Origin of the sequence: Cetobacterium somerae ATCC BAA-474 (genome assembly GCF_000479045.1) — a bacterium.
Classification (GTDB): Bacteria; Fusobacteriota; Fusobacteriia; order Fusobacteriales; family Fusobacteriaceae; genus Cetobacterium_A; species Cetobacterium_A somerae.
This window is the reverse complement of the sequence record NZ_KI518128.1, coordinates 16634-42751: the sequence shown is the minus strand read 5'-3', so window position 1 is coordinate 42751 and position 26118 is coordinate 16634. Positions and strand designations below refer to the sequence as shown.

General features: G+C 27.9%; 26 protein-coding genes. 22 read left to right on the top strand and 4 right to left on the bottom strand.

The window, feature by feature from the left end; genetic code table 11:
• Nucleotides 1-18: 18 nt before the first annotated feature.
• The 3 genes from HMPREF0202_RS05780 (at nucleotide 19) to hutX (ending at nucleotide 3327) form a co-directional block, all read left to right on the top strand.
• Nucleotides 19-1413, top strand: coding sequence for a PTS transporter subunit EIIC (locus HMPREF0202_RS05780; RefSeq protein ID WP_023050111.1), 1395 nt, complete (start codon nucleotides 19-21; stop codon nucleotides 1411-1413).
• Between the two features lie 180 nt (nucleotides 1414-1593).
• Complete coding sequence (locus tag HMPREF0202_RS05775) at nucleotides 1594-2796, top strand: YhjD/YihY/BrkB family envelope integrity protein (RefSeq protein WP_023050109.1); 1203 nt, start codon at nucleotides 1594-1596, stop codon at nucleotides 2794-2796.
• Nucleotides 2797-2856: 60 nt separating this feature from the next.
• Nucleotides 2857-3327: a heme utilization cystosolic carrier protein HutX gene (gene hutX / locus HMPREF0202_RS05770; RefSeq protein ID WP_023050108.1), complete on the top strand. Its 471-nt coding sequence runs from the start codon at nucleotides 2857-2859 to the stop codon at nucleotides 3325-3327.
• 47 nt (nucleotides 3328-3374) lie between these two features.
• Here hutX and HMPREF0202_RS05765 read toward each other — a convergent pair whose 3' ends face one another.
• Nucleotides 3375-3881, bottom strand: coding sequence for a flavodoxin family protein (locus tag HMPREF0202_RS05765; protein WP_023050107.1), 507 nt, complete (start codon nucleotides 3879-3881; stop codon nucleotides 3375-3377).
• Nucleotides 3882-3899: 18 nt separating this feature from the next.
• Nucleotides 3900-4613, bottom strand: coding sequence for an energy transducer TonB (locus HMPREF0202_RS14700; protein ID WP_023050106.1), 714 nt, complete (start codon nucleotides 4611-4613; stop codon nucleotides 3900-3902).
• 169 nt (nucleotides 4614-4782) lie between these two features.
• Here HMPREF0202_RS14700 and HMPREF0202_RS05755 point away from each other — a divergent pair, with 169 nt between their 5' ends.
• The 9 genes from HMPREF0202_RS05755 to HMPREF0202_RS05715 all read left to right on the top strand — a co-directional run bounded on the left by HMPREF0202_RS05755 (nucleotide 4783) and on the right by HMPREF0202_RS05715 (nucleotide 14127).
• Nucleotides 4783-5406 (top strand): MotA/TolQ/ExbB proton channel family protein, encoded by a 624-nt coding sequence (locus HMPREF0202_RS05755; RefSeq protein ID WP_023050105.1) that lies wholly within the window; start codon nucleotides 4783-4785, stop codon nucleotides 5404-5406.
• 9 nt (nucleotides 5407-5415) lie between these two features.
• Entirely contained in the window at nucleotides 5416-5853 is a 438-nt protein-coding gene (locus HMPREF0202_RS05750) for an ExbD/TolR family protein (RefSeq protein WP_023050104.1), read from the top strand.
• Nucleotides 5854-5860: 7 nt separating this feature from the next.
• Nucleotides 5861-7123: a radical SAM protein gene (locus HMPREF0202_RS05745; RefSeq protein ID WP_023050103.1), complete on the top strand. Its 1263-nt coding sequence runs from the start codon at nucleotides 5861-5863 to the stop codon at nucleotides 7121-7123.
• Nucleotides 7124-7141: 18 nt separating this feature from the next.
• A complete protein-coding gene (locus HMPREF0202_RS05740) occupies nucleotides 7142-9175 on the top strand; it encodes a TonB-dependent receptor (RefSeq protein ID WP_023050102.1) in 2034 nt (677 codons plus the stop codon).
• A gap of 17 nt (nucleotides 9176-9192) precedes the next feature.
• The gene (locus tag HMPREF0202_RS05735; protein WP_023050101.1) at nucleotides 9193-10161 is read left to right on the top strand and encodes a FecCD family ABC transporter permease; all 969 of its coding nucleotides are present in this window, start codon (nucleotides 9193-9195) and stop codon (nucleotides 10159-10161) included.
• A complete protein-coding gene (locus HMPREF0202_RS05730; protein WP_023050100.1) occupies nucleotides 10161-10934 on the top strand; it encodes an ABC transporter ATP-binding protein in 774 nt (257 codons plus the stop codon). The genes HMPREF0202_RS05735 and HMPREF0202_RS05730 overlap by 1 nt, the downstream gene beginning before the upstream one ends.
• An 8-nt stretch (nucleotides 10935-10942) precedes the next feature.
• Nucleotides 10943-11827, top strand: coding sequence for an ABC transporter substrate-binding protein (locus HMPREF0202_RS05725; RefSeq protein ID WP_023050099.1), 885 nt, complete (start codon nucleotides 10943-10945; stop codon nucleotides 11825-11827).
• A complete protein-coding gene (locus HMPREF0202_RS05720; RefSeq protein ID WP_023050098.1) occupies nucleotides 11817-13517 on the top strand; it encodes an ABC transporter ATP-binding protein in 1701 nt (566 codons plus the stop codon). The genes HMPREF0202_RS05725 and HMPREF0202_RS05720 overlap by 11 nt, the downstream gene beginning before the upstream one ends.
• A gap of 103 nt (nucleotides 13518-13620) precedes the next feature.
• Nucleotides 13621-14127, top strand: coding sequence for a pyridoxamine 5'-phosphate oxidase family protein (locus tag HMPREF0202_RS05715; RefSeq protein WP_023050097.1), 507 nt, complete (start codon nucleotides 13621-13623; stop codon nucleotides 14125-14127).
• Nucleotides 14128-14156: 29 nt separating this feature from the next.
• Here HMPREF0202_RS05715 and HMPREF0202_RS05710 read toward each other — a convergent pair whose 3' ends face one another.
• Nucleotides 14157-14669, bottom strand: a complete 513-nt coding sequence (locus HMPREF0202_RS05710; RefSeq protein ID WP_023050096.1) for a nitroreductase family protein — start codon at nucleotides 14667-14669, stop codon at nucleotides 14157-14159.
• Nucleotides 14670-14786: 117 nt separating this feature from the next.
• On the opposite strand from HMPREF0202_RS05710, the gene rbr reads away from it, so the two are divergent.
• The 4 genes from rbr (at nucleotide 14787) to HMPREF0202_RS05690 (ending at nucleotide 17640) form a co-directional block, all read left to right on the top strand.
• On the top strand, nucleotides 14787-15365 hold the full coding sequence (gene rbr, locus HMPREF0202_RS05705) for a rubrerythrin (protein ID WP_023050095.1): 579 nt from the start codon (nucleotides 14787-14789) through the stop codon (nucleotides 15363-15365).
• 104 nt (nucleotides 15366-15469) lie between these two features.
• On the top strand, nucleotides 15470-15880 hold the full coding sequence (locus HMPREF0202_RS05700; RefSeq protein ID WP_023050094.1) for a DUF1499 domain-containing protein: 411 nt from the start codon (nucleotides 15470-15472) through the stop codon (nucleotides 15878-15880).
• A gap of 12 nt (nucleotides 15881-15892) precedes the next feature.
• A complete protein-coding gene (locus HMPREF0202_RS05695; protein WP_023050093.1) occupies nucleotides 15893-16759 on the top strand; it encodes a DMT family transporter in 867 nt (288 codons plus the stop codon).
• A gap of 80 nt (nucleotides 16760-16839) precedes the next feature.
• On the top strand, nucleotides 16840-17640 hold the full coding sequence (locus HMPREF0202_RS05690; RefSeq protein WP_023050092.1) for an MBL fold metallo-hydrolase: 801 nt from the start codon (nucleotides 16840-16842) through the stop codon (nucleotides 17638-17640).
• Between the two features lie 35 nt (nucleotides 17641-17675).
• On the opposite strand, the gene HMPREF0202_RS05685 is transcribed toward HMPREF0202_RS05690, so the two are convergent.
• Nucleotides 17676-18473, bottom strand: coding sequence for a MerR family transcriptional regulator (locus HMPREF0202_RS05685; RefSeq protein ID WP_023050091.1), 798 nt, complete (start codon nucleotides 18471-18473; stop codon nucleotides 17676-17678).
• A 112-nt stretch (nucleotides 18474-18585) separates the two neighbouring features.
• On the opposite strand from HMPREF0202_RS05685, the gene HMPREF0202_RS05680 reads away from it, so the two are divergent.
• The 6 genes from HMPREF0202_RS05680 (at nucleotide 18586) to HMPREF0202_RS05655 (ending at nucleotide 26097) form a co-directional block, all read left to right on the top strand.
• Nucleotides 18586-19944 (top strand): Sapep family Mn(2+)-dependent dipeptidase, encoded by a 1359-nt coding sequence (locus tag HMPREF0202_RS05680; protein ID WP_040406546.1) that lies wholly within the window; start codon nucleotides 18586-18588, stop codon nucleotides 19942-19944.
• Between the two features lie 28 nt (nucleotides 19945-19972).
• Entirely contained in the window at nucleotides 19973-21520 is a 1548-nt protein-coding gene (locus HMPREF0202_RS05675; RefSeq protein ID WP_245576451.1) for a YfcC family protein, read from the top strand.
• Nucleotides 21521-21677: 157 nt separating this feature from the next.
• Nucleotides 21678-23012 carry a H2O-forming NADH oxidase gene (nox, locus tag HMPREF0202_RS05670; protein ID WP_023050088.1) on the top strand — a complete coding sequence of 445 codons (1335 nt, stop codon included), beginning with the start codon at nucleotides 21678-21680 and terminating at the stop codon, nucleotides 23010-23012.
• 102 nt (nucleotides 23013-23114) lie between these two features.
• Entirely contained in the window at nucleotides 23115-23747 is a 633-nt protein-coding gene (locus HMPREF0202_RS05665) for a YiaD family glycine zipper/OmpA-like lipoprotein (RefSeq protein WP_023050087.1), read from the top strand.
• 90 nt (nucleotides 23748-23837) lie between these two features.
• Nucleotides 23838-24587 carry an EI24 domain-containing protein gene (locus HMPREF0202_RS05660; protein WP_023050086.1) on the top strand — a complete coding sequence of 250 codons (750 nt, stop codon included), beginning with the start codon at nucleotides 23838-23840 and terminating at the stop codon, nucleotides 24585-24587.
• A 112-nt stretch (nucleotides 24588-24699) separates the two neighbouring features.
• The gene (locus HMPREF0202_RS05655) at nucleotides 24700-26097 is read left to right on the top strand and encodes a carbon starvation CstA family protein (RefSeq protein WP_023050085.1); all 1398 of its coding nucleotides are present in this window, start codon (nucleotides 24700-24702) and stop codon (nucleotides 26095-26097) included.
• The last annotated feature ends 21 nt before the right edge of the window (nucleotides 26098-26118 follow it).

The window sequence follows — 26118 nt, the reverse complement described above, 5'->3', positions numbered from 1 at the left end:
TATCAAGGGGAGAGTAAAATGGATAATCAATCAATTGCAAAAGAGATAATTGAAAAATTAGGGTCAAAAGATAATATAGCAGTTATAAATAATTGTATGACAAGAGTAAGAGTTTCTGTTAAGAATAATGATAAAGTAGATTTTAAAAACTTGGATGAAATTCCAGGGGTTATAAAAGTAATAAAAGATGATACGATTCAAGTAGTTGTAGGACCAGGAAAGAGTAAAAAAATAGCGGATGAAATGAAAAAACTTTGTGGAGAAATATCGGCTAATAACGATGAATGGAAAAAAACAAAAGAGAGTGTAAAATCAAAGCAAAGTAAGTTCTCATCAGTATTAAGAAGGTTAGCAAATATATTTATTCCATTAATTCCAGCGATAATAGGGGCGGGGCTTTTAAATGGAATAGCAGGATATTTTCAAAATGTATATACAGCAGAAGGAATAAAAGATATGCCTATGTGGATAACATTTTTTCAAACTTTAGGTAGTGGTTTATTTGCATATTTTGCAATATTTGTGGGTATAAATTCAGCTAATGAGTTTGGAGCAACACCTGCTTTAGGTGGAGTTATTGGAGCAATAACAATAAGTGGTAATATAAATATATTTTCAAAAGCATTAGGCTTATACAATGCAGAAGTACCGTTAAATAGTATCTTAATTCCTGGTAAAGGTGGAATAATTGGTGTGATAATAGGTGTTGCAATTTTAGCTTGGGTCGAAAAGCAACTAAGAAAAATTATACCAGATTTTCTAGATACAATTTTAACTCCTATGATTGCATTATTAATAGTAGGAACATTAACAATATTTGCAATAATGCCTTTTGCAGGAGTAGTTTCAGATGGAATTATAAAAGTTTTCTCATTCTTTATAATGAGTGAAGGACCGATGGCAATAATAGGTGGATTTATATTAGCAGCATCATTTTTACCTCTATTAATGGTTGGATTACATCATGGACTAATACCATTTTATATGGTTCAACTAACACAATTTGGAAGTATCTCCTTATTTCCAATACTTTGTATGGCAGGTGGAGGACAAATAGGTGGAGCAGCAGCAATCTATATAAAGGCAAAAAAAAATAAAAAACTAAGAGATATAATAAGATCAGCAATGCCTGTTGCAATATTAGGAATAGGGGAGCCAATGCTTTATGGGGTAACACTTCCTTTAGGAAAACCATTCATAACAGCTTCAATAGCAGGTGGAATAGGTGGAGCATTTTTAGCAGCCACAAAAGTTCAAACAATAGCCTTTGGACCAGCAGGAATAACAGCTATTCCATTAGTTATTCCAGGAAAAATTTTATATTATATAATTGGATTAGCAATATCTTATATAGCAGGATTTATAATAACATATTTCTTTGGAATTCCAAAAGATATTGATGAAGCTGTATAAAAAATAAAAAAATAAAACTTTTTTTAAAAGATATTTGTCTAAAAGATATAATAAAGAAAAAAGTGTTATAAAAATAAATAATCTCCCCGTATTAAAAGAACCTTGTAAAAGAGGTTCTTTTAATTTTTTTAATAAAGGAAATGTGATAAAATTAGAAAAGAATATATTGGGAGGGATGAGATGATTTTAAAGTTTATAAATAAAATAAAAGATTATATAAGTGAATTGCAACTAACTCATTTTTATAGTCAAATGAAGGGAGCTTTAGAAAATTATAAAAGATCAAATTCAAATTTATGGGCAAATACCTTATGTTATTTTACAACATTATCTTTTATACCTGTTTTAGCGATAGCGTTTAGTATTGGAAGATGGTTTGGGATAGATAATTATTATCTTAAACAACTAACAGAGAGTTCCCCGTTAAATGAGGAGACTGTAAATCTTATACTAGAAACAACTCAGAATTTGCTACAAAATACTAGAAGTGGAATTATTGCAGGAGTAGGATTTTTATCATTAGGTTGGGTTATCATATCAATGTTTTCTGTGATTGAAAAAGCCTTAAATAGTATATGGGGAATTAGAAAAACAAGAGGTGTTTTTAGGAAAGTAACTGATTATTTTATTGTTTTTTTAATGTTACCAGTAAGTGTGATTGGAGCTAATATATTAACTAATCTAAAAACCGATATATTTTACAGTAAACATATAATACAGTTAATAGCACCATATTTAGCATTGTGGATATTTTTTATATTTTTTTATACTGTTCTTCCAAATACAAAAGTAAACTTAGTTCCAACTCTTTGGAGTAGTTTTATAATTTCATTTTTATTAAATCAAAGTAATATGCTATTAGTAAGATTACAGATAATAATAACAACATATAATAAAATTTATGGAAGCTTTTCAGTTCTGTTACTTTCTTTAATATGGTTAAAAATTGTATGGTTTTTAATTTTAATAGGAGCACACTTTTCATATATTTTACAAAATAGAGATAGTTTAGGAAAAATTGGAATAATAAAAAAAATAAATTTTATTTCAAAGTATAGGGTTACTCAAAAAGTATTACTAACATTGATGGAAAATTATTTGAAAAATAATAAACCAATATCTGCTATAGAGATATCTGAAAGTTTAAAAATACCAACAGAGTTAACTAGAGGGATTTTAGATATGTTAAAAAAAATGGGTTATATTTCAACGATTGAATGTGAAACAACAGATGAAAAAAATTATAAACTAACAATGAGTGTAGAGATAATAACATTTAAGAAATTATATGAAGATATGGAAAATTTTGGCGAAAATTATGTGATAGATGAAGTTAAATTTAATGAAAATTTTAAAGTAATCGAATATTTTAAAAATATTTGATTGACAAAGTTTTTAAAATATAATATATTTTTCTTACATAATATAGTGTAGGAGGGATTTATGAAAAATAAGATAAACGAGATACTGGTAAACGACGAAAAGGCTTCTTTAAATAAAATAGCTAAAGAATTAGATATTTCAATGATTGAAGTTTTAAGAGAGGCACCAACTGTAAAAAAGTATGATATAGAAAAAATCGATGACTTGTTCGATATATTAAGAGGGTGGGAAAAGGTATTTTTATTAGTTATTACTCCAAGTTTTGTATTAGAAATACAAGATAAGTTCCCAAAAGGATTTTATGCTCATGGATTCTTAAATTTCCACGATAAAAATTCAACAATAGGTGGACATTTAAGTGTGGGAAAAATAAAAGAGATTTTTTTAGTAAAAGATATAATGTTTGGAAGAGAGAGCTATTCTATAAAATTCTTCGGAGAGGATGAAAAGGAGATATTTGCAGTGTATGTTCCAAGAAATGAGAAGAAAGAGTTGATTGAAGAGTGTTTAGAAAGTTTTAAAAGTTTATAAAAGTAAAAATAGGGAAAAGTTATGCTAGCTTTTCCCTATTTTTTATTTTATTTGTGCTTAGAAATAATATCTAAACTAAATTCAGTAGCTTTATCTAAATCCAATTGGTCTGGATGTGATTTAGCATCTTCCCATCTTTTTTTTCTTTCTTCGTTTGGAGACATTTTGTGATCAGATGGAAGTGTTGATAACCAAGAGATTAACTTTGGATCAATGGCTCCTTGACAAAAGTATCCACCTAAAATATTGTTATTATTATTTTTTAATAGAGTTTCAATGTTGTTAACACAATCTTTAGCATGTTCAGAGTGTGGATAAGCACCTAAAGTAAAGAAGTATGCAACATTTTTATCAAAAATTTGTTTAGCTAAAGTCAATGCTGTTTGATCGAAAGTGGCTCTATCAATCCAACCACCTACAAAAATTAAATCATAATCTAAGTTTACAATTTCAGAGATTGGTAAAAGGTTAGCAGTTGGAATACCTTTATGAATAGCTTGAGCTATTTTTTCTGTATTTCCAGTTTTTGATGAATATGTAATAAGTATTTTCATAAAATTAAAATCCTCCCATTATTTTTGATTAAATTTAAATTCTTTATAAAAGTATAGCTTTATTGGTTTATTATTTAAAGTTACAGGAGTCAATTTCCACTTGTTTAAAGTTTTTTCGACTTCTTTTTGGAAACCTAAACTATCTTTATCACTGTAAAATTTAATATCTTCAATTTCACCATTTAATCCCACAAGAAATCTAACCTTAATAGAAACTTCTTTAGTGTATGATACTCTTTTAGCAGCTAAAGGATACTCTGGATCAGGTTGAGAAATAAAAGAATATTTAAGTCCTTGGACCCCTTGATTTTTAGCAGCAAATACACCTTGCGAGAGCTCAATTAAATCAGTATTAGTATTTGTAGGTGTATTTGTATTTTCTGATTGGTGAGATTTTTTAGTGAGTTCATTTTTCTTTTTTTCTAAAACTTTTTTAGGTTTAGAAATTTTTTTATTATCTTTTTTTATAACTTCTCTTTTTTTCTCCTCAAATTTAGGTTTATCTATTTTTTCTTCTACCTTTTCTTCTAAAACCTCTTTTAGAATTTCATCTGATGATTCGGTTGGTTGCGGTTGTGGAGTTATTTGCATTGAATTGAAATTAACAGAGATAGATGGAGTACTAAAATCATTTCCAACATTATTAATTTCAAAACTTTTGTTTGAATCTAAAGAAAAACCAAAAATAAAAATAAATATATGTAAAACTATTGAAAAAATAAAAAACTTCATAATTCCTCCAAAAAATAAGTAGTAAATCCATAATGATTATAACAAAAAATATTTTAATTATCAAATTATTTATAAAAAAATACTTTGTTTGAAAAATATATTGACTATTTAGTACAAAATCATTATAATAACTTTGAATGTCAAAATATTTAATTTTAGGAGGGAATGTATGATAGATATAATCAAAGCAGGAGGACCATTAATGGCTGTGATAATATTTTTATCAGTAGCAGGTCTTAGTGTGATATTAGAAAGAGGGTACTACTTTTTCAAAAATGAAAAAGATAATGGAGAACTTTTAATAAATCATTTAGAAAAATTTATCAAAAATAATGAAAGAGAAAGAGCTATAAAAGCATGTGATTGCTTTAAAAATACATCAGCAAAAGTAATGAAAACAATTTTAATAGAATATAATGGTGAAAAAATGAATTGTTGTACTTATGATTATTTAGAAGAGAAAGCAAGAGAGTGTGCCTTAAGAGAGATGCCAAAATTAGAAAAAAATATGTGGATTTTAGCTTTAGCAGCTAATGTAACTCCATTAGCAGGGTTATTAGGAACTGTAACAGGAATGATTGGGGCATTTACAGCTATGTCAAAACATGGAGCAGGAGATCCAACAGTTCTAGCTTTTGGAATTTCACAAGCATTAATCACAACAGCATCAGGTTTAATTGTAGCAATACCTGCTTTAATATTTTATAATTTCTACCAAAAAAAGATTGAAAAAGCATTGGTTGATATGGAAAAAAATGTAGTGGAATTTATAAATATTTTAAGAAAGATGTAGGTATAGAATATGTTTAAATCAAAAGGGTTTATGAATTATCAAAGAAAACAATTAACACCAGATTTAACTCCATTAATAGATGTAGTATTTTTACTTCTAATATTTTTTATGGTTGCTACAACATTTGATGATATGAAGGGTATGAAAATAGATTTACCTAAATCAGAGGTTTCTGAAATAACAGAAGCTGTTGATAAAATTTCAATTTTAGTTACAAGTAATGGAGAGCTAAAAATAAAAATAGACAGACAAAAAGAGAGTTCCATAGTAGATATAAGAAAAGATGAATTGCAAGAAAAAATAAAAAATATAATTGTACTAATGGAAAATAAAAGAGTAGCAATATTAGCTGATAGAGGAATCGATTATGGAGATGTAGTAGATATAATGTCAGATATAAAGTTGGCTGGAGCACAAGCAATAGATATAGAGACTAAAGGGAAGTGATTAAATAATGTATTTTGAAACAAGATATAAGAGTCATCATAATTCTAGTGGATTGATAGGAAAGTATTATCCTCAAAAAAGAGTTACAGAGGAAGAATTTTTAAACAGATTAAAAGAGGAACCTAAAGATGTTCCAAGAGCTATATATGTTCATACACCATATTGTGATAAAATTTGTTCGTTTTGTAATTTAAATAGAGAGCAATTGAGTGGAAGTTTAGATTCTTATGCAGATTATATAGTTAGTGAATTTGATAAATATGGGGACTATAGATATTTTAAGGAAAAAAGTGTAGATGTAATATATTTTGGTGGAGGAACTCCAACAGTTTATAAAAATAATCAATTGGAAAAAATACTTCAAAGTGTTAATAGAAATATAAAATTTTCTGCAGAATATGAATTTACTTTAGAAACAACATTACATAATTTAAATGATGAAAAAATAGAGTTAATGAATAAATATGGAGTTAATAGATTATCTGTAGGTATTCAAAGTTTCTCAGATGAAGGAAGAAAATTTTACAATAGAACGTATTCGAAAAATGAAACAATAGAGAGATTAATTCAATTAAAAGAAAAATTTAATGGAGAAGTTTGCATAGATATTATTTATAACTATCCAACGCAAAAAATAGAGGATGCTATAGAGGATGCCAAGATTATAAAAAAGTTAGATTTAGGAAGTTCAAGTTTTTATTCATTAATGGTTCATGAAGGTTCAACATTATCTCATGACATAAAAGATGAAAAAGTTAAAGTTCAAGAGGATTTAAAAAGAGAGAGAGAGTTACATGATGCGTTTATAAAAGAGTTAACTAAAGATAGTGATTATTATGTATTGGAGTTAACGAAAATAGCAAAAAAAGGAAGAGATAAATATAAATATATAAAAACTAGAAACTTTGGAGGAGACACTTTTCCAATTGGAGTTGGAGCTGGAGGAAATGTTGATAATATATCTATTTTTAGAATGAAGAAAGAGATGTCAATGTTTGTTGAAAAAAGTGATTATCAACAAAGATTGGATAAATTTAGCGGATTGTTTCAATTTCCACAAATAGATAAAAATATAGTAAAAAATATATTAACATCTGAAGAAATGATAGTTTTTGAAGAATTACTATTTGAGTTAAAAGAGAATAATTTTATATTAGAAGATAAAGAACATTATAAACTAACTGAAGATGGCTTATTTTGGGGTAACAATATATCTAGAGAGATTTTAACAACAGTTGTTGAAAAAACTTTAGGATTAATAAAAAAGTAATGGAGAGGGATTAAAATTATGAACAAAAGAATAGCAGTACTAAGTTTAATAGTAACAGCTTTAAGTTATTCAAATGATGATTTTTTCTATGAAGACGCTAATAAAGGGGTTAAATTAAATGAAAGTGTGATTTCAACAACGGGGTTTGAAATAGCACAAAGAAATGTAACAAATACAGTAACAGTTATTACAGCTAAAGATATAGAGGAAAAGAATTATCAATCTGTATCAGAGGCTTTAAAAGATGTACCAAGTGTCAATTTAATAGGTGATCCAAAAGATCCAATAATTGATATGAGAGGACAAGGAAGTAAAGCAACAGCAAATGTACAAGTTTTAATAGATGGTGTAAGTGTAAACTTATTAGATACATCTCATGCAAAAACACCAATTAATACAGTTCCGGTTGAAAATATTGAAAAAATTGAGGTTATTCCAGGCGGAGGAGCTATTCTTTATGGAAGTGGAACAAGAGGTGGAATAATAAATATTGTGACAAAATCAGGAGCAGGTTATACAGGAGGTTCTGTTTCAGGAGAGCTAAATACTTTTGGTGGAAAAAAAGGTGAGGTTTCTTATGGAACGACAGTTGGAGATTTAGGTATAAATATTAATTATACTAAGAATGATTACAAGGGGTTTAGAGATGGGGATGAATCAGATTCAGAGTATTTTGAAGGAAGTTTAAAATATAAAATTGATGAAAATCAAAGTTTTACCTTTAAGTACTCAAGATATAAGGATGATGCAACATCACCTAGAGCTCTTACAAAAGAGATGTTATCAAATCCTAAAAGTAATGGTCTTGTTGGTAAATATGATGAGTTAATTGTTAATAATACTAAGAAAGATGAATTTACAGGAAAATATGAGTACAAATTTAATGAAAAAGTAACTTTAGATTTAGTTGGATTCTATCAGAAAACAGATATATATAATGAAAATAATTATGAAAAAATGAGTTATAGTGTTAAAAATTATATGGATTATACTGACGAAAAGATAGGATTTAAACCGAAATTAAAAGTTAGCTATGGAGAATCAAGTAGTTTAATTTTAGGGTATGACTATATAAATAACAACTTGAAAAGAGATAGTCAAATGGATATGTTTAGTTCAGAAAAATATAAAAATGATTTAACTAAAGATACTCATAGTGTATTTGTTTTAAATAGAAATGCAATTGGTAAATTTGAATTTACTCAAGGTGTAAGATATGAATATGCAGATTATAAAACTGATAGATCATATACAAAAAGTTCTTTATCAAGTGGGGCAACAACATCAGATACAAGTATAAATAGAAAAACAACTATGGAAAATATGGCTTATGAGTTAGTAGGAAACTATTTGTATTCAGAGACAGGAAATATCTATGTGAAGGGAGAAAAAGGGTTTACTTCTCCAACACCTTCACAATTAGTAGATAAAATAGATGGAGCATATATTAATAATGATTTAGATTCAGAAACATATATAACATATGAAACAGGTTTTAAAGATTATATATTTGGAAGTTTTATAAGTGGAGCAATATATTTAACTGAAACAAATGATGAAATAGCAACAGAAAATTATACAGGAATGAATTTTAGAAATTATAATATTGGAAAAACAAGAAGATATGGTTTAGAGTTAAATGCAGAGCAGTACTTTGGAAATCTAACAGTAAGAGAAGGATATGCTTTAGTTAAGACAAAAATATTAAAAGATCAAGATAAATCAATTGAGGGAAATGAAATAGCAGATGTTCCTACAAATAGATTTAATATAGCATTAGATTATAAAATAACTTCAAAAGTTAATGTTATTTGGGATACAGTTTATTCGTCAGGTTATTATTTAAATAATAAAAATACAGAGGGTAAACAGAATGAAAACATTGTGACAAACTTAACATTAAATTATAGACCAGTTGAAAGTTTAAGAATTTATACAGGAATTAATAATATATTTAATGAAAAGTATTATAACTCTATAAGCTCAGATGGCAAAGAGTATAATCCAGCTGCAGAGAGAAGTCTTTACGCAGGATTTAAATATAATTTCTAAAAAATAGGAGAATTAATATGAAAAAACACATATCGTTAATATTAATTCTGGGAATAATACTAACAGGAACACTTTCTATTGGTTTAGGAAGTGTTTCTGTACCATTGGAACAACTATTTTCCATAAGTACAGCACCAGATTATATAAAAACAATAATTTATGATATAAGATTACCAAGAATAGTGATGGCATTATTAATAGGAATGATGCTTTCATCAAGTGGAGTTGTAGTTCAAGCAGTATTTCAGAATCCACTAGCTGATCCATATATAATAGGAATTGCAGCAAGTGCTACACTCGGGGCTGTGATAGCATATGTATTTCAATTACCAGATATTTTTTATGGGATATTGGCATTTTTATCATGCTTAATAAGTACATTCATTATATTTAAGTTATCAAATAGAAGTGGTAAGGTTGACATAACAACTCTTCTAATAGTAGGAATAGCTGTATCAGCTTTTATAGGTGCTTTTACATCTTTTGCTATGTATTTAATAGGAGAGGAATCTTTTAAGATAACTATGTGGTTAATGGGGTATTTAGGAGGAGCAACTTGGACAAAAGTATTTTTACTTATAATTCCATTAGTTTTTTCTTTAATATTTTTTTACTTACAAAGAAATCAATTAGATGCATTATTATCAGGAGATGAAGAAGCTAACTCTTTAGGAGTTGATGTACATACATTGAAAGCAAAAGTATTAACAGTGTCGGCATTAGTTGTAGCATTTTCAGTTGCTTTTTCAGGAATGATTGGTTTTGTAGGATTAATTATACCTCATTCAATAAGAATGTTAGTAGGACCATCTAACTCTAGATTAATTCCTAATGCTGCCTTGGCAGGAGGATTTTTTTTATTAGTTTGTGACACAATAGGAAGATTGTTTTTAGCACCTGTTGAGATTCCAATTGGAGTTGTTACGGCATTCTTTGGAGCTCCATTCTTCTTATACTTAGCATTTAAAGCTAAAGGAGGAAACTAATGGGTGTAAAAGTGAATAATCTGTCATTTTCTTATGGAGAGAGAGAGATTTTAAAAAAATTAAAAGTTAATATAACTAAAGGAAAAATGACGGGGATATTAGGACCAAACGGTTGTGGTAAATCGACATTTTTAAAGAATATATTAGGATATTTAAATCCAAGTGAAGGGGATATTGAGTTTAATGGAAAGGAAACAAAGGAACTTTCTAAAAAAGAGAAAGCAAGATTAGTTTCCTTAGTTCCACAAAAGTCAAATTTAATGACAAATATGTCAGTTAAGGATTTTGTTTTAATGGGGAGACTTCCTCATTTAAAATCTAGTTGGGCAGGATATTCATATGAAGATAGAAGAAAAGTTGAAGATAATTTAAAGTTTTTAGGATTGGAAAAATTTTCTGAAAGAGTAGCAATTAGTCTTTCTGGAGGAGAGTTTCAAAGAGTTTTATTAGCAAGAGCTTTAACTCAAGATCCAGAAATTTTATTATTAGATGAACCAACTTCAGCTTTAGATTTAAATCATGCAGTTGAATTATTAAATAAGGTAAAAAGCTTAGTGGTTGAAAAATCTTTAACAGGAGTAGCAGTATTACATGATTTAAATTTAGCTGCTATGTTTTGTGATGAACTTATTATGATGAAAGATGGAGAGATAAAATATCAAGGAACACCATCTGAAGTTTTGACAGAAGAAAATTTACAAAAAGTTTATAATTTAAAGGCTAAAGTTATAAAAGATCAGAGTGGAATACCATATATTATTCCATTAGTTTAGGAGGAAAGATGAAAAGAGTAATAACATTAATTTTTACTATTTTAATTAGTAATCTAGTTTATGCTTTAAAAATAGAAAATGATTTTATTATAGATTCAAGAGGGAATAAAATAGTAAAGAAAGAGTATAAAAAAGTTTTAATATTAGATCCGGCAGCAGTGGAAGCATTTTATTTAATTGGTGGAGAAAATAATATAGTAGCAATAGCAGACACTGCAAAAAATCCAATTTGGCCACAAGAAAAAACAAAGGATTTACCAAAAGCAGGAACAATAATGAAACCTTCAGTAGAACAAGTTTTAATGTATAGCCCAGATTTAGTAATACTAAATACTATGTCTGAAAGTTTTGGAGAAAGTTTAAAAGCAAGAAAATTAAACTTTATAATTAATGAAGCTAATTCTTTTGAACAAATTTTAAATAATTTAGAAATATATGGAGTTATAACTGGAAAGGAAGAAAATACAGATAGATTAATTGATAGTTATAATTTAAAATTAAAAATGATAAAAGAGAAAATAGCAGAAAAACCTTTAAAAATAAAGGGAGGATTTTTATTTTCAACATCTCCAATGATGGTGTTTAGTCCAAATTCATTACCAGGTCAAATTTTCGATACTTTAGGAATAGAAAATATAGCAAAAGGGTTACCAGGTGGAAGACCAATATTATCGCCAGAATTTTTATTAGCAGAAAATCCGGATATACTTGTAGGTTCAATGGCTATAAAAAATAAAAATGATATTTTAAATAGTAATCCAGTTGTAAAACAAACAAAAGCGGGACAAAAAGGGAATATAATGATAATTGAATCAGACAAAATACTAAGAGGAACGCCTAGAGTAATTGATGCTTTAGAGGAGTTATACAAGGAGTTGTCAAATGTTAAATAGTATTTTCAAGTACTATTTAAAAGAAAGAAAACTGCTAACTTATTTTTTAGTTAGCAGTTTTTTTGTAACCGTACTGGATTTATATGGACCGATAGTTGTCCAAAATTTAATTGATAACTCAATTCCCAAGAAAAATATAAATGAATTTTTTATGTTCTCAGCTTTTTTATTAACGCTTTATATTATAAGATTATTTTTATCAATTTACTCTAGTTCAAGAGGACAGTTGATGGGAAATAGAATAAAATTTTTTATGAGAGAAGATTTATTTAAAAAAATATTAAATCAACCAGATACATATTTTATGAAAAATCAAAGTGGAGATATCATATCAAGAGTTACAAATGACTTAGAAAATGTTTCAGCTCTTCTATATAGAGGACTAGAAGATTTTTTATTTTCAATATTATCAATAGCCGGAGCTATGGCTTTAATGGCTACTTTTAATTTGAAGTTAACTTTAATAACAATGATTCCATTACCAATAGCTATATATTTTACAATAATTCAAAATAAGAAATTAAAATATGGCTACATAGAAGTAAGAGAAAGATTTTCTAAATTAACATCAGGAATTCACAATTCGTTGAAAACTATATTCTTTATAAAAGATAATGTCCTAGAAAAAGATACTTTAGAGAAGTTTTCAAGTAAAAATAAAGAGTTATTAAGTGTAGAGAAAAATAATATATTTAATACATCAGCTTTAATGTCCGGTATTAATTTTTATAATCAACTCACTCAACTTATTGTTATATTTATAGGTGGATACATGCATATAAAAGGTGAAATAAGTTTTGGAATTATTGTGAGTTTTATATTATTGACTAATAGATTTAGAGTGTATCTTTTAAGACTTATGGGCCTTGTAGATGTATTTCAAAGAGGAGCTACAGGAATAAGCAGGTTTTTAGAAATTATGAATATTCCAAATATTAAAGATGGAAATACAATTATAGAAAAAAATATAGACAGCATAAAGGTAGACGGATTAAATTTTGCATTTGGTAAACAAGAAGTTATAAAAAATTTATCAATAACTATAGAAAAAGGAGAAAAAGTAGCATTTGTTGGAGAGAGTGGAGTAGGAAAAACAACAATATTTTCACTTTTAAAAAGAACATTTTTACCTGAAGAAAATACAATTTTTATAAATGATTTATGCATCCATGAGGTAGATAGAGAAAGTTTGTTAAATAAAATAGCGATAGTCGATCAGAGAGATAGTTTGATGAATGAAACAATATTAGAGAATATAAAAGTAGTAAAAAGAGATGCAACAAAAAAAGAGATAGAAGAAGCATTAGAATTAGCTGAATTAAAAGAATTTGTAGAAAGTTTAGAAAAGAAAGAAAATACAAAACTAGGCCAAGGTGGAATTGAATTGAGTTCAGGACAGAAGCAAAGGCTATCAATGGCAAGATTATTTTTAAAAGACCCAGAAATCATATTTTTAGATGAAGGAACTTCAGCATTGGACAATATTTTAGAGAAAAAAATAATGGATAATATTCTACAGAAATTTGAAGATAAAATAATAATTTCAATAGCTCATAGATTAAATACACTTAAAAAATTTAACAAAATTGTAGTTTTAGGTAAAGATGGAATTAAGGAAATAGGCGATTTTCAAAGTTTAATTGATAAAAAAGGTGTATTTTTTAATATGTACAAAGCTGGAAATTTATAAAATACACAATAAAGGTATAAAATATTCTTGACAAAGTTTGTTAAAAAATATATCATATATTTAAATAGTTTGATTAACAAAATTAAAGGAGAAAAAAATAATTATGATGATGCCAATAAAATTTGATAAAGAACAAATAAAAAAAGAGGTAGAAGAGTTTAGAGGAGACTTTAAATCAGTTATATTAGGAACAAAATCTAAAAATGGAGATGTTGATGTGACATATGCTCCATACTTAAATTTCGAAGGAGAAGGGTATATTTACATTAGTGAAATTGGAGATCATTTTGATAATTTAAAAGATAATCCTCAATTTGAAATTATGTTTTTACAAGATGAGAAAGATGCAGCTTCTGTTCTAGTAAGAAAGAGATTAAGATACAATGTAGTAGCTGAATTTAAGGAAAGAGATGAAAAATTTGATGTAATATTAGATGCTTTTGAAGAGAAAGTTGGAGAAGGAATGAAAGTTGTTCGTAAAATGCAAGATTTTCATTTAGTAAAGTTAAATATAGTTAATGGAAGATTTGTAAAAGGATTTGGACAAGCATATAATTTAAAAGATGGAGATGTTGTTCAAATGACAGGAGATAAAAAATCTCATAGATAGTAAAAAAAGCCAATTAATTTTGGCTTTTTTTAATATTTCTCTAAATGAATTTTAGAAAAATCCATATCTTTATCATCATGTGGAGGTTTGTGTTCATTTGGATAACCTAAGGAAATGATAGAAACTATTTTTAAGTGACTAGGTATATTAAAATTATTTTTAATATACTCTTCTGATTCTGTATTATCGCTTGTTTTTCTATCTTTAACATTTATCCAACAGCTTCCAAGTTCTAGTTCAAAAGCTTTAAGTTGTATGCTGAAAGAAACAATAGAAGCATCTTCATTCCAAGTATTTGAAATTTCAGGATTACCTAAGACAATAATGGCTGCATTAGCTTCTTTTAACATAGCAGATCCAATAGATTTTGATAGAGATAGCTTATTTAATGCATTTTTTTCTTTTATTAGAATCAACTCAAATGGTTTTAAATTTCTTCCAGTAGGAGCAGTTAAAGCCACTTTTAGTATTTCATCTAATTTTTCTTTTTCAATATTTTGTGAAGTATATTTTCTAATTGATCTTCTTGATAAAAAATCCATAAATCCTCCTGTTTAGATTAGTATTTTTTTAATATTAACATATAAATAAAAAAATAAAAAGGAAAATCAAAAAAATTTTGAACAATATTCAAGAAAGAATTCAAAGGAGGGATACCAATGGGTAAATCTATAAAAGGAACTAAAACTGAACAAAATTTATTAAAAGCTTTTGCAGGAGAATCTCAAGCAAGACAGAGATACACACTATTTGCAGATAAGGCTAGAAGTGAAGGTTATGAGCAAATTGCTGCATTATTTGAGGAAACAGCTTTAAATGAGCAGTATCATGCAAGAAGATTTTTCTCATATTTAGAAGGTGGACCAGTTGAGATAACAGCAACTTATCCAGCAGGAATAGTTGGAACAACTATGGAAAATTTAGAGGAAGCGGCAGCAGGAGAATATGAAGAGTGGGCAGAGTTATACCCTGGATTTGCAGAAGTTGCTACAGAAGAGGGATTTCCTCAAGTTGCAGCAGCATTTAAAGTTATTGTAGAAGTTGAGAAATTACATGAAAAAAGATATCGTAAATTATTAAAAAATTTAGGAGAAGATCATGTATTTAAAAAAGATAACGATGTAAGATGGAAGTGTAGAAAGTGTGGTTATGTTCACGAAGGAATAGAGGCACCAAAAGTTTGCCCATCTTGTTTAGAGAAGCAAAAAGAGTTTGAGTTAGAGTGTATTAATTACTAAAATATCAAAGTGGAGAGATAAATTTCTTTCCACTTTTTTTATTGTAAAAAAATTGTTTTTTAGTAGAAAAATAAGGTATACTAAAAATAAAGGGGTGAGAAATTATGAAGAGAAAATTAATAATAATTTTTATTTGTTATTTTTCAATTTTACTAGGAGAGGGGAGCGATAAAATCATGTTAAAAGAATGTCCAAGTACACCGAATTGTGTTTCAAGTGAGGCAAAAGATACAAAACATTATATTAAACCAATATCTATAGATGATAAAGAGGGAAATGTGAAAGAGAAACTTATAAAAGTAATAGAAAAATTTCAAGGTAAAATTTTAGAAGATAAGGGAAATTTTTTAAAAGTAGCTTTTTATAGTAAATTTTTTGGATTTGAAGATATAGCAGATTTTGAGATAGAACCAGAAAAAAATGTAATAAATATAAGATCAGCAGCTCAAACAGGATGGTATGATTTTGGAGTAAATAGAAAAAGAATGGAAAAGATAAGGGAAGAGTTAAAATAAGGGGGAATTAAATTGGGTGAAAGTTTAGCACTTGCTGCAGCATTTGGGTGGGTAGGAAGCTCTGTATTTTTAGAGAGAGCAAGTAAAGAAACAGGAACGTTAGCAGTGAATTTGATAAGATTAGTTATAGCTATGTTGTTTTTAGGAGTAATAACGTATGTGAAGAGAGGGTTAGTTTTACCTTTAGATGTAACAAAGGAATCATTTAAATTTTTATCTATTTCAGGATTGTTTGGCTTGTTTTTAGGAGATTTTTTTTTATATAAATCATATATTAAAATAGGACCAAGAATAACTTTATTAGTTATGACATTTAGTCCGATAGCTGTTTCGATTTTAAGCTTTTTTATACTAGGAGAAAAAATAGAAGGATTTAAAGTTTTAGGAATGCTATTAACAATAATTGGAATAGCTATTGTTATATTGAAAAAGAAAAATGATAAAGAGTTTTCAAAAGTTGGATTTATATATGCTTTATTAGCAATGTTAGGAGAAAGCTTAGGAATTGTTTTTACCAGATTAGGTTCTATTGATTATGATTCTTTTGCAACAATTCAAGTTAGAACAATACCAGCGATTTTAGCTTTTATAGTTTATATCTCTTTAAAAAAAGAATGGTCAAATATAAAAGAAGGAATTTTAAATAAAAAAGGTATGATATATATAGTTTTAGGGACTATTGTGGCAACTTTAGGAGTAACTGCATTAGTAGAAGCTATGAAATATGCAAATGTCGGAATTGTAAGCACTTTAGCAGCAACAAGCCCGATATTAATAATTCCTATATCAATTATATTTTTTAAAGAAAAAGTTAGTATATTAGAGGGGATAGGTGCTTTAATATCTTTTGTTGGAATTACGATATTTTTTATATTATAATCTTGATTTTTAAGTTTAAAAACAATATAATTATTTTTAATAAATAAAAAAGGAAGGGATATAAGATAGAGATACAGGTCTTGGTAGAAAATAAAAGTTTAAATAAAGATTTAGTAAAGGAGCATGGCCTCTCTTTGTACATAAAAACAAATGGGAAAAAGATATTATTTGATGTAGGTGAAAGTAAAAAATTTTGGAAAAATGCAGAGAAAATAGGAATTAATCTAGAGGAAATAGATTATTTAGTCCTTTCTCATGGTCATAAAGATCATGGTGGAGGATTACCATACTTTTTAAAAAAAAATAAGAAAGCTAAAATATATTGTAGTGAGTATTATTTTGATAAACATTATAAAAAAATATTAGGAGCGTATATAGATATAGGTATACCCTATGAATACTTAGATGTTGAAAGATTTAATTTTATTCAAAATACATTTAATTTAGAGAATATATATTTATTTCATTGTTTTGATAAGAAAAGTGATAATCCAATTAATGAAAATCTTTATATGAAAAATGAAAATGGTGAGTATGAAAAAGATAGTTTTAAACATGAGTTACATATGATAATAAAAGAAAATAATATTAATACTCTGCTTGTTGGATGTGCACATATAGGAATAGAGAATATTTTAGAGCAATGTAAAACAGAAAAAATTGAGATACATAGTATAATAGGTGGGCTTCATCTATCAAGTAGAACTAGTTTAAATAAAAATGAGAAATATATAGATGATTTGATAGAATACTTAAATAAAACAAGTATAAATACTATTTTCCCATGTCATTGTACTGGTGAATTTGGAATTAAAAAACTTGAAAAAAATAGTGGATTTCAAGTTTTTGAAATTCAAACAGGAAGTAAATTAGAAATTTAAAAAAATATATTTATAGAAAGCTAGTTCATAACGAACTAGCTTTCTATTGGTATTGATATTTTTATGGTTTGTCCCATGCAATTTCCAGCATTAACAATTACATCACTAAAGGTTTCGATAGAATCACCCAAAATTTTAAAGTTATTTTCATCTATAAATTTGAGTAGTTTGAAGTAACTTTCACCTATTTTTTGAGTGAAGTCTTTATGATAAATTGAAACTACTAAATTGAAGTCAATATAATGATTAGAAACACTAGATGCAATAACTCCAATTCGATCTATTTTAAAATATTCATTTTTTAAAATATCATCTTTTTTTAAAATTGTTATTCTTTTAGCTTTTTCTAAACTATATTTTTTTCGAAGTTCATTTAAAGTATGAATTCCTTCAATGAGTTCTTTTTCAGATTTTGGTTCAGAAATTTCTATTTGAAAAACAAAGACATCATTTAAAGTTTCAAGAAAAGGAGTACAGCCATCTTGATTAGATATATTTTCAATCTCTTGAATCTTGTCTGAAATAAATTCTGCTGAATTTTGAAGAATTGATATTTTATCTTTAATTTGTTGTAGTTTTTTATTAAGTAGTTCAATACTATCAGATGTATTTTTACATTTGATATAGTCTTTAATTTCTTTTAAAGAAAAGTTAGCTTTTTTTAACATACTTATAAAGTATAAATCAGAGATATTTTCGTCATTATAGTATCGATAACCATTCTCTTGATCAATATATGCTGGTTTAAATAAATTTATAGTATCATAATAGATAAGAGTTTCTCTGCTTATATTAAATGTTTTAGCAATTTCACTAATTTTATAAAGTTTCAATAAATTACCCCCTTGACTATAAAGTATACTTTATACTATATAATTATAGCAGATATGATAAATATCTACAAATAGCAACACACAACAAATAAAAATGCATATAGGAGGAAAAATGAACACAAAAATTCAAGAAAAAGAAAGATTGTATAAGAAGATGGAAGAAAATTTTCCTAAATTTTTAAAGGATTTAGACAGAATAGTTTCAATTCCTAGTTTTTTGAAAGAGAACGATGATAGATTCCCTTTTGGCGAGGATATTCAAAAAGCTCTAGAAACAATGTTAGATATTTGTAAGGAGTTAGGATTAAAGACGTTTATAGACCCAGAAGGATATTATGGGTATGCTGAAATTGGAGAAGGAGAAAAATTAGTTGGAGTTTTAGGACACTTAGATGTTGTACCTCCAGGAGATTTAAATAAGTGGGAAAATCCTCCATTTGAGCCAATAATAAAAGATGGTAAATATTATGGAAGAGGATCACAAGATGATAAAGGCCCAACATTAGCAGCTATTTATGCTTTAAAAACACTTTTAGATTGCGGTTTTAATTTAAACTATAGAGTGAGATTTATATTTGGAACGGATGAAGAAAATTTATGGAGAGACATGCCTAGATATGTTGAAAAAGAGGAGATGCCTACAGTTGGATTTACACCTGATTCTAAATTTCCTTTAATATATGCTGAAAAAGGATTATTACAATGTAAATTAACAGCAAAAAATCAAAGTGGAATGGTATTTAAAGGTGGTGATGCTTTTAACTCAGTTCCTTCAAGTATTTTAGTTGAAAAAACAGCAGGATTAGTGCAAGCTTTGGATAAATTAAAATATGAGTATACAGAAAAAGATAATAAAATTGAAATTATAGGAAAAAGTGTTCATGCTCAAGTAGCTGAAACTGGAGTAAACGCTATAAACAGATATCTACATGCTTTGAGTTTAAGTGGAGTAGAAACAAAATCGGGTAAATTTATAGTTGAGAATTTAATTGGATATAACTTTGCAGAGCCAATATTTGGAGAAGTTAAAGATGAGCACTCGGGAGAGTTGAAATTTAATGTTGGTAAAATTGAATTTACACCAGAGAATGAGATTTTATGTATAGATATGAGAATTCCAGTTACTTATGATAAAGAAATAATTGTTAAGACTTTAACTGAAAAAGCAAAGGAATATGGATTTGAGTATTCTCAACATGATTATTTAAAGTCTATATATACTCCTCTTGACTCAGAGTTAGTAAAAACACTAATGGGAGCGTACCAAGAAGTAACTGGTGATATGGAATCTCAGCCGATAGCTGGAGGTGGAGCAACATACGCTAGAGCGATAAATAATTGTGTGGCATTCGGATATGTTTTACCAAATAGTCCTAAGACAGAGCATCAACCTAATGAGTATATAATTTTAGATGATATGAAAATGGCTATGAAAATATATATGAAAGCTTTTGAAAAATTTAGAGTTTAAAAAATATTGCTAGAGGAGATTGAGAACATTGAAAAAAGAAAGAAAGATGTTTAGTGCATATACTATTGTTTTTATATTTTTAGTAATAACAGGGGCTTTAACTTGGATAGTTCCACAATCAGTTGTTGTAAGTAATAATGGCGTAAAAGAAGTAATCTATAATGCTATTGTTAATGATGCTGGAGAAGTAGTAAAAGGTTTGGGTCGTCAGCCAGCAGGAATTTGGAATATTTTAATGGCACCAATACAAGGATTTGAAAAATCAAGTTCAGTAAGTATTGCAATTTTAATGGCTGGAGCTTTTTTAGGATTAATAAATTCTGTAGGTGCAATGGATGCTGGAATTGGAGCGTTGCTAAAAAAATATACAGGAACTACTTTAATAGCAATTTTAATGTTTGTTTTTGCTGTTTTTGGTAGTGTGTTTGGATTTTGGGAAGAGATACCCGCATTTTCAATTGTTATAGTGCCTTTATTTGTTTTGGCAGGATATGATGTGATAACAGGATTGGCTGTTTTAACAGTTGGAGCAACAGCTGGTAATATGGCGAGTGTTGTAAATCCATTTTCAACAGGAGCAGCTATTGGAGCAATTGGAAATCCCGAGCTTTCTTTAGGAAGTGGAATGGTATTGAGATTAATTTTATTTGTACTTCTTTATGCCATTGGACTATTTTTTACAGTTAAGTATGCAAATGAAGTTAAAAAAAATAAAGAAAAATCTCTTGTAGCTGATATTGATGTAAAAACTATGACTCACGAGCAAGGACATCTTCCTGAATTAACTAAGAAAAGATTTTGGTCAATTATGGTATTAATAGGAATTATAGTTTTATTAATATTAGGTTATATGCCTTGGTATGAAATTAAGTTTGCAGATGGATCTAACTTTCAAGATATTATAAATGCACCGATATATTTATTAGCAAAAATACCATTATTAGGAGATATATTAGGAGCTAAATACATCACTCCTCTTGGAGATTGGTATTTTGGAGAGTTTTCTTTTGTGTTCTTTTTAGGATCAATTTTAATAGGATTTATAAATAAAATTCCTGAAGATAAATTTGTAAAAGAATTTGCATCAGGTGCGAAAGATTTATTAGGGGTTGTATTAGTTTTAGCAATAGCTAATGGAATATCTGTTTTAATGGGAAGTAAAACTTCAGGAATGTCAGTAACGTTTGTATATTGGATTCAATCAGCATTACAAGGAATACCAGCTTGGGCATTCTCAGTGGCTACAATTTTAGCATATGTTGGAATTGGATGTTTCTTACAATCAACAAGTGGAGTAGCAGGAATAACAATGCCTATACTTGGAGCAGTTGCAATGGCATTATTTCAAAATTCCAATGTAGGAGTTATAGGTGGACAGATAATGTTGATATCAGCATTTACACTAGGTATAAATTTTATGTCTGGAATTTATCCCAGTGCAACAACCATGGGAACTTTAGAGTTATTTAATGTTCCATATGATAGATATTTAAAATTTGTATTAAAGATATTTATAACAATGTTAGCAGCAGGATGTATATTAATTTCAGTATCACAATTTTTAGGATTAATTTAATAAAAAACACAGAGGGTTTATCCTTCTGTGTTTTTTTTGATTAAAAAATACTAGAATGACGGGTCATATTTTACTCTAAAAAAATTTGACTTTACAATACTGAAAAGGTATACTTTGATTGAATATCAAATAAAATGAATTTTAGGAGGCAAAAAAGATGAGTAAAATAGTAGTAGTTGGAGCAAATCATGCTGGAACAGCGGCAATCAACACAATTTTATCAAATTACCCAAATGAAGAGGTTGTAGTATTTGATAAAAATTCAAACATCAGTTTTTTAGGGTGTGGAATGGCGTTATGGATTGGAAAACAAATATCAGGGCCTGAAGGATTATTCTACTCTTCTAAAGAAAAATTAGAGTGTAATGGAGCCAAAGTTCATATGGAAACTGAAATTAAAAAAGTAGATTTTGAAAATAAAGTTGTATATGGAATAAATAAAGATGGTATTGAAGTGTCGGAAAGTTATGATAAATTAATATTATCAACAGGTTCATTGCCAATAGATTTACCAATTCCAGGTAAGGATTTAAAAAATGTTCAATTTGTTAAGTTATATCAACATGCTGAAGATGTAATAAAAAAATTAGAAAATCAAGATTTAAAGAATATTGTAGTAGTTGGAGCAGGGTACATAGGTGTTGAATTAGCAGAAGCTTTCCAAAGATGTGGAAAAAATGTAGAGCTAGTTGATTTAAGTGATAGTTGTTTATCGGGATACTATGATTTAGAATTTAGAGAAATGATGAAAGAAAACCTTGTGAAAAATGGAATAAATGTAAATTTTGGAGAGAAAGTTTTAGAGTTAAAAGGAACAGACAAAGTAGAAGAAGTAATAACTGATAAAAAAACATATAAAGCAGATATGGTTATTTTAGCAGTTGGATTTATACCAAATAATATCTTAGGAAAAGAATCTTTAGAACTATTTAGAAATGGTGCTTATAAAGTTGATTTAACTCAAAAAACAAGTTTAAATGATGTTTATGCTATAGGAGATTGTGCAACAATATATGATAATTCTATAGAAGATACAAATTATATAGCTTTAGCAACAAACGCAGTTCGTTCAGGAATTGTTGCAGCTCATAATGTGTGTGGAACAGAACTTGAAAGTATAGGTGTTCAAGGGTCAAATGGAATTTCAATTTATGGATTAAACATGGTTTCGACAGGATTAACACTAGAAAAAGCTATAAAATTAGGATATGATGCTGTAGCCACAGAGTTTGCAGATTTACAAAAACCTGGATTTATAGAGCATGATAATGATAAAGTATTTTTAAAAATAGTTTACGATAAAAATACAAGAAGAGTTTTAGGTGCTCAAATGGCATCAAGACAAGATATTTCTATGGGAATTCATATGTTCTCATTAGCTATTCAAGAAAAAGTGACAATAGATAAAATAAAATTATTAGATATATTCTTCTTACCTCATTTTAATCAACCATACAACTATATTACTATGGCAGCATTAGGAGCGAAGTAGAACATATAAATAGATAGAGTTAATAAAAATAATATACTTTCTTGACATGTAACTAGAGATATTAGATAATAGAGTATAGTATCAGTTACAGGAGGAACAACAATGAGAAACAAAAAAATAATGGCTATGTTATTATTAACAACATCTTTATTAGGAGCATGTAGCTCAGCAACACCAACAAATAAAAAAACTAGTGGTACTGTAAAAGGTGCAGCAGCAGGTGCACTAATAGGTCAGCTAGTTGGAAAAGATACAAAGGGAACTTTGATAGGAGCTGGAATAGGAGCTTTAGCAGGACTAGGATGGGGAGCGTACAAAGATGCTCAGTATAAAGAGTTCTTAAATGCTTTAAACAGTACAAATATAACAGTTACTAACAATAAAGATAATATAAATTTAAGATTACCAGGAGAATCATCATTTAAGAGTGGTAGTGCTGTTTTAAACGGTGGATTCTATGCACCATTAAATTCAATAGCATATATTATGAATAAATATCCAGAGACAAAAATTCAAGTTTCAGGATATACTGATAACACAGGAAATCCTAACTCAAATTTAAATTTATCACTACAAAGAGCCCAAAGTGTAGCTAACTATTTAGCGGCACAAGGTGTATCACCAAGTAGAATTTCTAGCATAGGTTATGGAGATAGAAATCCAGTTGCTTCAAATGCTACTCCAGAAGGAAGAGCATTAAATAGAAGAGTAGAAATAAATATATACCAACAATAATTAAAAAAAAGGCTTTTTAGCCTTTTTTTAATTTGTAGAAGAAATTTTAAAAAAAATAGTAGATATATAAAAAAGAGAAGGTGAATTAAAATGGAGAAAATAAGATTAATGTTAGAAAGTTATTTAAAAGCTCCCGGAATTATAAAAAAATTAAAATTATCATGGGGATATTTTATAGGAGGAGTTGTAGGGATAATAATATTAATATTTTTTTATTGGCTTTCAGCTTATATTGGAGATTGGATCTTCAATAAAATAAATATTATTTTTGATGTTAAGAGTTATGCAGGTTTATTTAGATGGCTTATTATTTTTATAATTAGAACAATAATGGTAGCTATTGAATATTTCTTTTTTAAAACAATACTTTTAGGTATATTGGCTCCATTTTTTAGCTATATTTCAGAAAAAATTGAAAACTATCAAGAAGGAACTGAATATAGATTTACTTTAAAAGAAAATTTTAATTTTATACTTAGAGGTATAAAAATAGCAAGTAAAAGCTTTGTAAAAGAAATAATTTACACTTTTATTGTAATTTTATTAGGTTTTATACCTATCGTAAACTTAATCGTTCCTATTTTGATTTTTTTAATACAAAGTTATTTTATATCGTATAATTTTGTTGATTACACTTTAGAAAGACGTAGATTTTCTCCAGAAGAGAGTGCCAAATTTATGAAGGAAAATAGAATGGTATTTACTTTAGGAGGCGGAATATTTACGTTGATATATTTTATCCCTGTTATAGGTATAGTTATAGGACCTATTATTAGTATTGTTGCTTTTACAATGACAACATTGAAAATTTTGAAGCTCCAAAATGTAATTAAGGAGTAAAAAAAAGCTTTTTAAGTATTAAAATAATCATTTTATTCTAAAAGAGTTATTTTTTTTCCGAAATAGTATTATAATCTATTGTGAAAAGAAATCAAAAAAAGGGAGGTTTAAAATGATTAGTTTTATAGGATCATTAATAGCTTTAATTTTAGGTTATGTAATTTATGGAAAGTATGTTGAAAAAGTATTTGGAGTAAGTGAAAACAGAGAAACTCCTGCAGTGCGTTTAGCAGATGGAGTAGATTATGTTGAATTAGATTGGAAGAAAGCTTTTTTAATTCAGTTTTTAAATATAGCTGGATTAGGACCAATATTTGGTGCAGTAGCAGGAGCTTTATGGGGACCAGCAGCATTTTTATGGATAGTTTTTGGATGTATATTTGCAGGAGCAACACATGATTATTTATCAGGTATGTTATCTGTTAGACATGATGGTGCAACAATAGCAGAGATTGTAGGTCATTATCTGGGAGATAATGCAAAAAAAATAATGAGAGTATTCTCAGTTGTTTTACTAGTATTAGTAGGAGTTGTATTTGTAAATGGACCAGCAGGAATTTTAGCAAGTATGACAAGTATAAATACATTGACATGGGTAGCAGTAATAGTAGCTTATTATATGTTAGCAACAGTTCTTCCTGTAGATAAGTTAATTGGAAAAATTTATCCAATATTTGGAGCATCATTAATAATAATGGGAATTGGAATTGGTGGAGGATTAATTTTAAAAGGATATAATATTCCAGAAATTTCAATGGTAAATCTTCATCCAAAAGGAACATCTATATATCCATATTTATTTATAACAATAGCTTGTGGAGCAATATCAGGATTCCATGCAACACAATCTCCGTTGATGGCTAGATGTATGAAAAATGAAAAAGAAGGTAGAAGAATATTTTATGGTTCAATGATAGCAGAAGGAGTTATAGCACTAGTTTGGGCAGCAGCAGCGATGACATTCTTTGGAGGAACAGAAGGATTAATGAATGCTGGTCCAGCAGGAGTTGTAGTAAATACAATATCAAATAGTATTTTAGGTAAAGTTGGAGGAGCTTTAGCACTATTAGGAGTTGTAGCATGTCCAATAACATCTGGAGATACAGCTTTTAGAAGTGCTAGATTAGCTATTGCAGATGCAATAAACTATAAGCAAGGGCCTGTAAAAAATAGATTTATAATTGCAATACCATTATTTGCAGTAGGAATTGGATTATGTTTTATAGATTTTGCAATAATTTGGAGATATTTTGCTTGGGCAAATCAAACATTAGCTACAATAGCTTTATGGGCAGGAGCAGTTTATTTAGCAAATGAAGGAAAAAATCACTGGATTGCAACAATTCCAGGAGTATTTATGACAGCAGTTGTTACTACATATATATTAATAGCACCAGAAGGATTTAGATTATCAGAAACAATAGGATATGTAGTTGGTATAGCAGGAGCAATAGTTGCTTTAGGATTATTCTTAAAGAAGATAAATAAAAAAGAGGCTGTTAAAGCATAATAAAAAGGAGCTTAAAAAGCT

Bases quoted from the DNA above. Each gene is read 5' to 3' on its own strand.
- HMPREF0202_RS05740 (WP_023050102.1), top strand. From the start codon at position 7,142: ATGAACAAAAGAATAGCAGTACTAAGTTTAATAGTAACAGCTTTAAGT.
- HMPREF0202_RS05780 (WP_023050111.1), top strand. From the start codon at position 19: ATGGATAATCAATCAATTGCAAAAGAGATAATTGAAAAATTAGGGTCA.
- hutX (WP_023050108.1), top strand. From the start codon at position 2,857: ATGAAAAATAAGATAAACGAGATACTGGTAAACGACGAAAAGGCTTCT.
- HMPREF0202_RS05775 (WP_023050109.1), top strand. From the start codon at position 1,594: ATGATTTTAAAGTTTATAAATAAAATAAAAGATTATATAAGTGAATTG.
- HMPREF0202_RS05660 (WP_023050086.1), top strand. From the start codon at position 23,838: ATGGAGAAAATAAGATTAATGTTAGAAAGTTATTTAAAAGCTCCCGGA.
- HMPREF0202_RS14700 (WP_023050106.1), bottom strand. From the start codon at position 4,613: ATGAAGTTTTTTATTTTTTCAATAGTTTTACATATATTTATTTTTATT.
- HMPREF0202_RS05710 (WP_023050096.1), bottom strand. From the start codon at position 14,669: ATGGATTTTTTATCAAGAAGATCAATTAGAAAATATACTTCACAAAAT.
- HMPREF0202_RS05655 (WP_023050085.1), top strand. From the start codon at position 24,700: ATGATTAGTTTTATAGGATCATTAATAGCTTTAATTTTAGGTTATGTA.
- HMPREF0202_RS05745 (WP_023050103.1), top strand. From the start codon at position 5,861: ATGTATTTTGAAACAAGATATAAGAGTCATCATAATTCTAGTGGATTG.
- HMPREF0202_RS05735 (WP_023050101.1), top strand. From the start codon at position 9,193: ATGAAAAAACACATATCGTTAATATTAATTCTGGGAATAATACTAACA.
- HMPREF0202_RS05665 (WP_023050087.1), top strand. From the start codon at position 23,115: ATGAGAAACAAAAAAATAATGGCTATGTTATTATTAACAACATCTTTA.
- HMPREF0202_RS05715 (WP_023050097.1), top strand. From the start codon at position 13,621: ATGATGATGCCAATAAAATTTGATAAAGAACAAATAAAAAAAGAGGTA.
- HMPREF0202_RS05720 (WP_023050098.1), top strand. From the start codon at position 11,817: ATGTTAAATAGTATTTTCAAGTACTATTTAAAAGAAAGAAAACTGCTA.
- HMPREF0202_RS05730 (WP_023050100.1), top strand. From the start codon at position 10,161: ATGGGTGTAAAAGTGAATAATCTGTCATTTTCTTATGGAGAGAGAGAG.
- nox (WP_023050088.1), top strand. From the start codon at position 21,678: ATGAGTAAAATAGTAGTAGTTGGAGCAAATCATGCTGGAACAGCGGCA.
- HMPREF0202_RS05765 (WP_023050107.1), bottom strand. From the start codon at position 3,881: ATGAAAATACTTATTACATATTCATCAAAAACTGGAAATACAGAAAAA.
- HMPREF0202_RS05700 (WP_023050094.1), top strand. From the start codon at position 15,470: ATGAAGAGAAAATTAATAATAATTTTTATTTGTTATTTTTCAATTTTA.
- HMPREF0202_RS05750 (WP_023050104.1), top strand. From the start codon at position 5,416: ATGTTTAAATCAAAAGGGTTTATGAATTATCAAAGAAAACAATTAACA.
- rbr (WP_023050095.1), top strand. From the start codon at position 14,787: ATGGGTAAATCTATAAAAGGAACTAAAACTGAACAAAATTTATTAAAA.
- HMPREF0202_RS05755 (WP_023050105.1), top strand. From the start codon at position 4,783: ATGATAGATATAATCAAAGCAGGAGGACCATTAATGGCTGTGATAATA.
- HMPREF0202_RS05725 (WP_023050099.1), top strand. From the start codon at position 10,943: ATGAAAAGAGTAATAACATTAATTTTTACTATTTTAATTAGTAATCTA.
- HMPREF0202_RS05680 (WP_040406546.1), top strand. From the start codon at position 18,586: ATGAACACAAAAATTCAAGAAAAAGAAAGATTGTATAAGAAGATGGAA.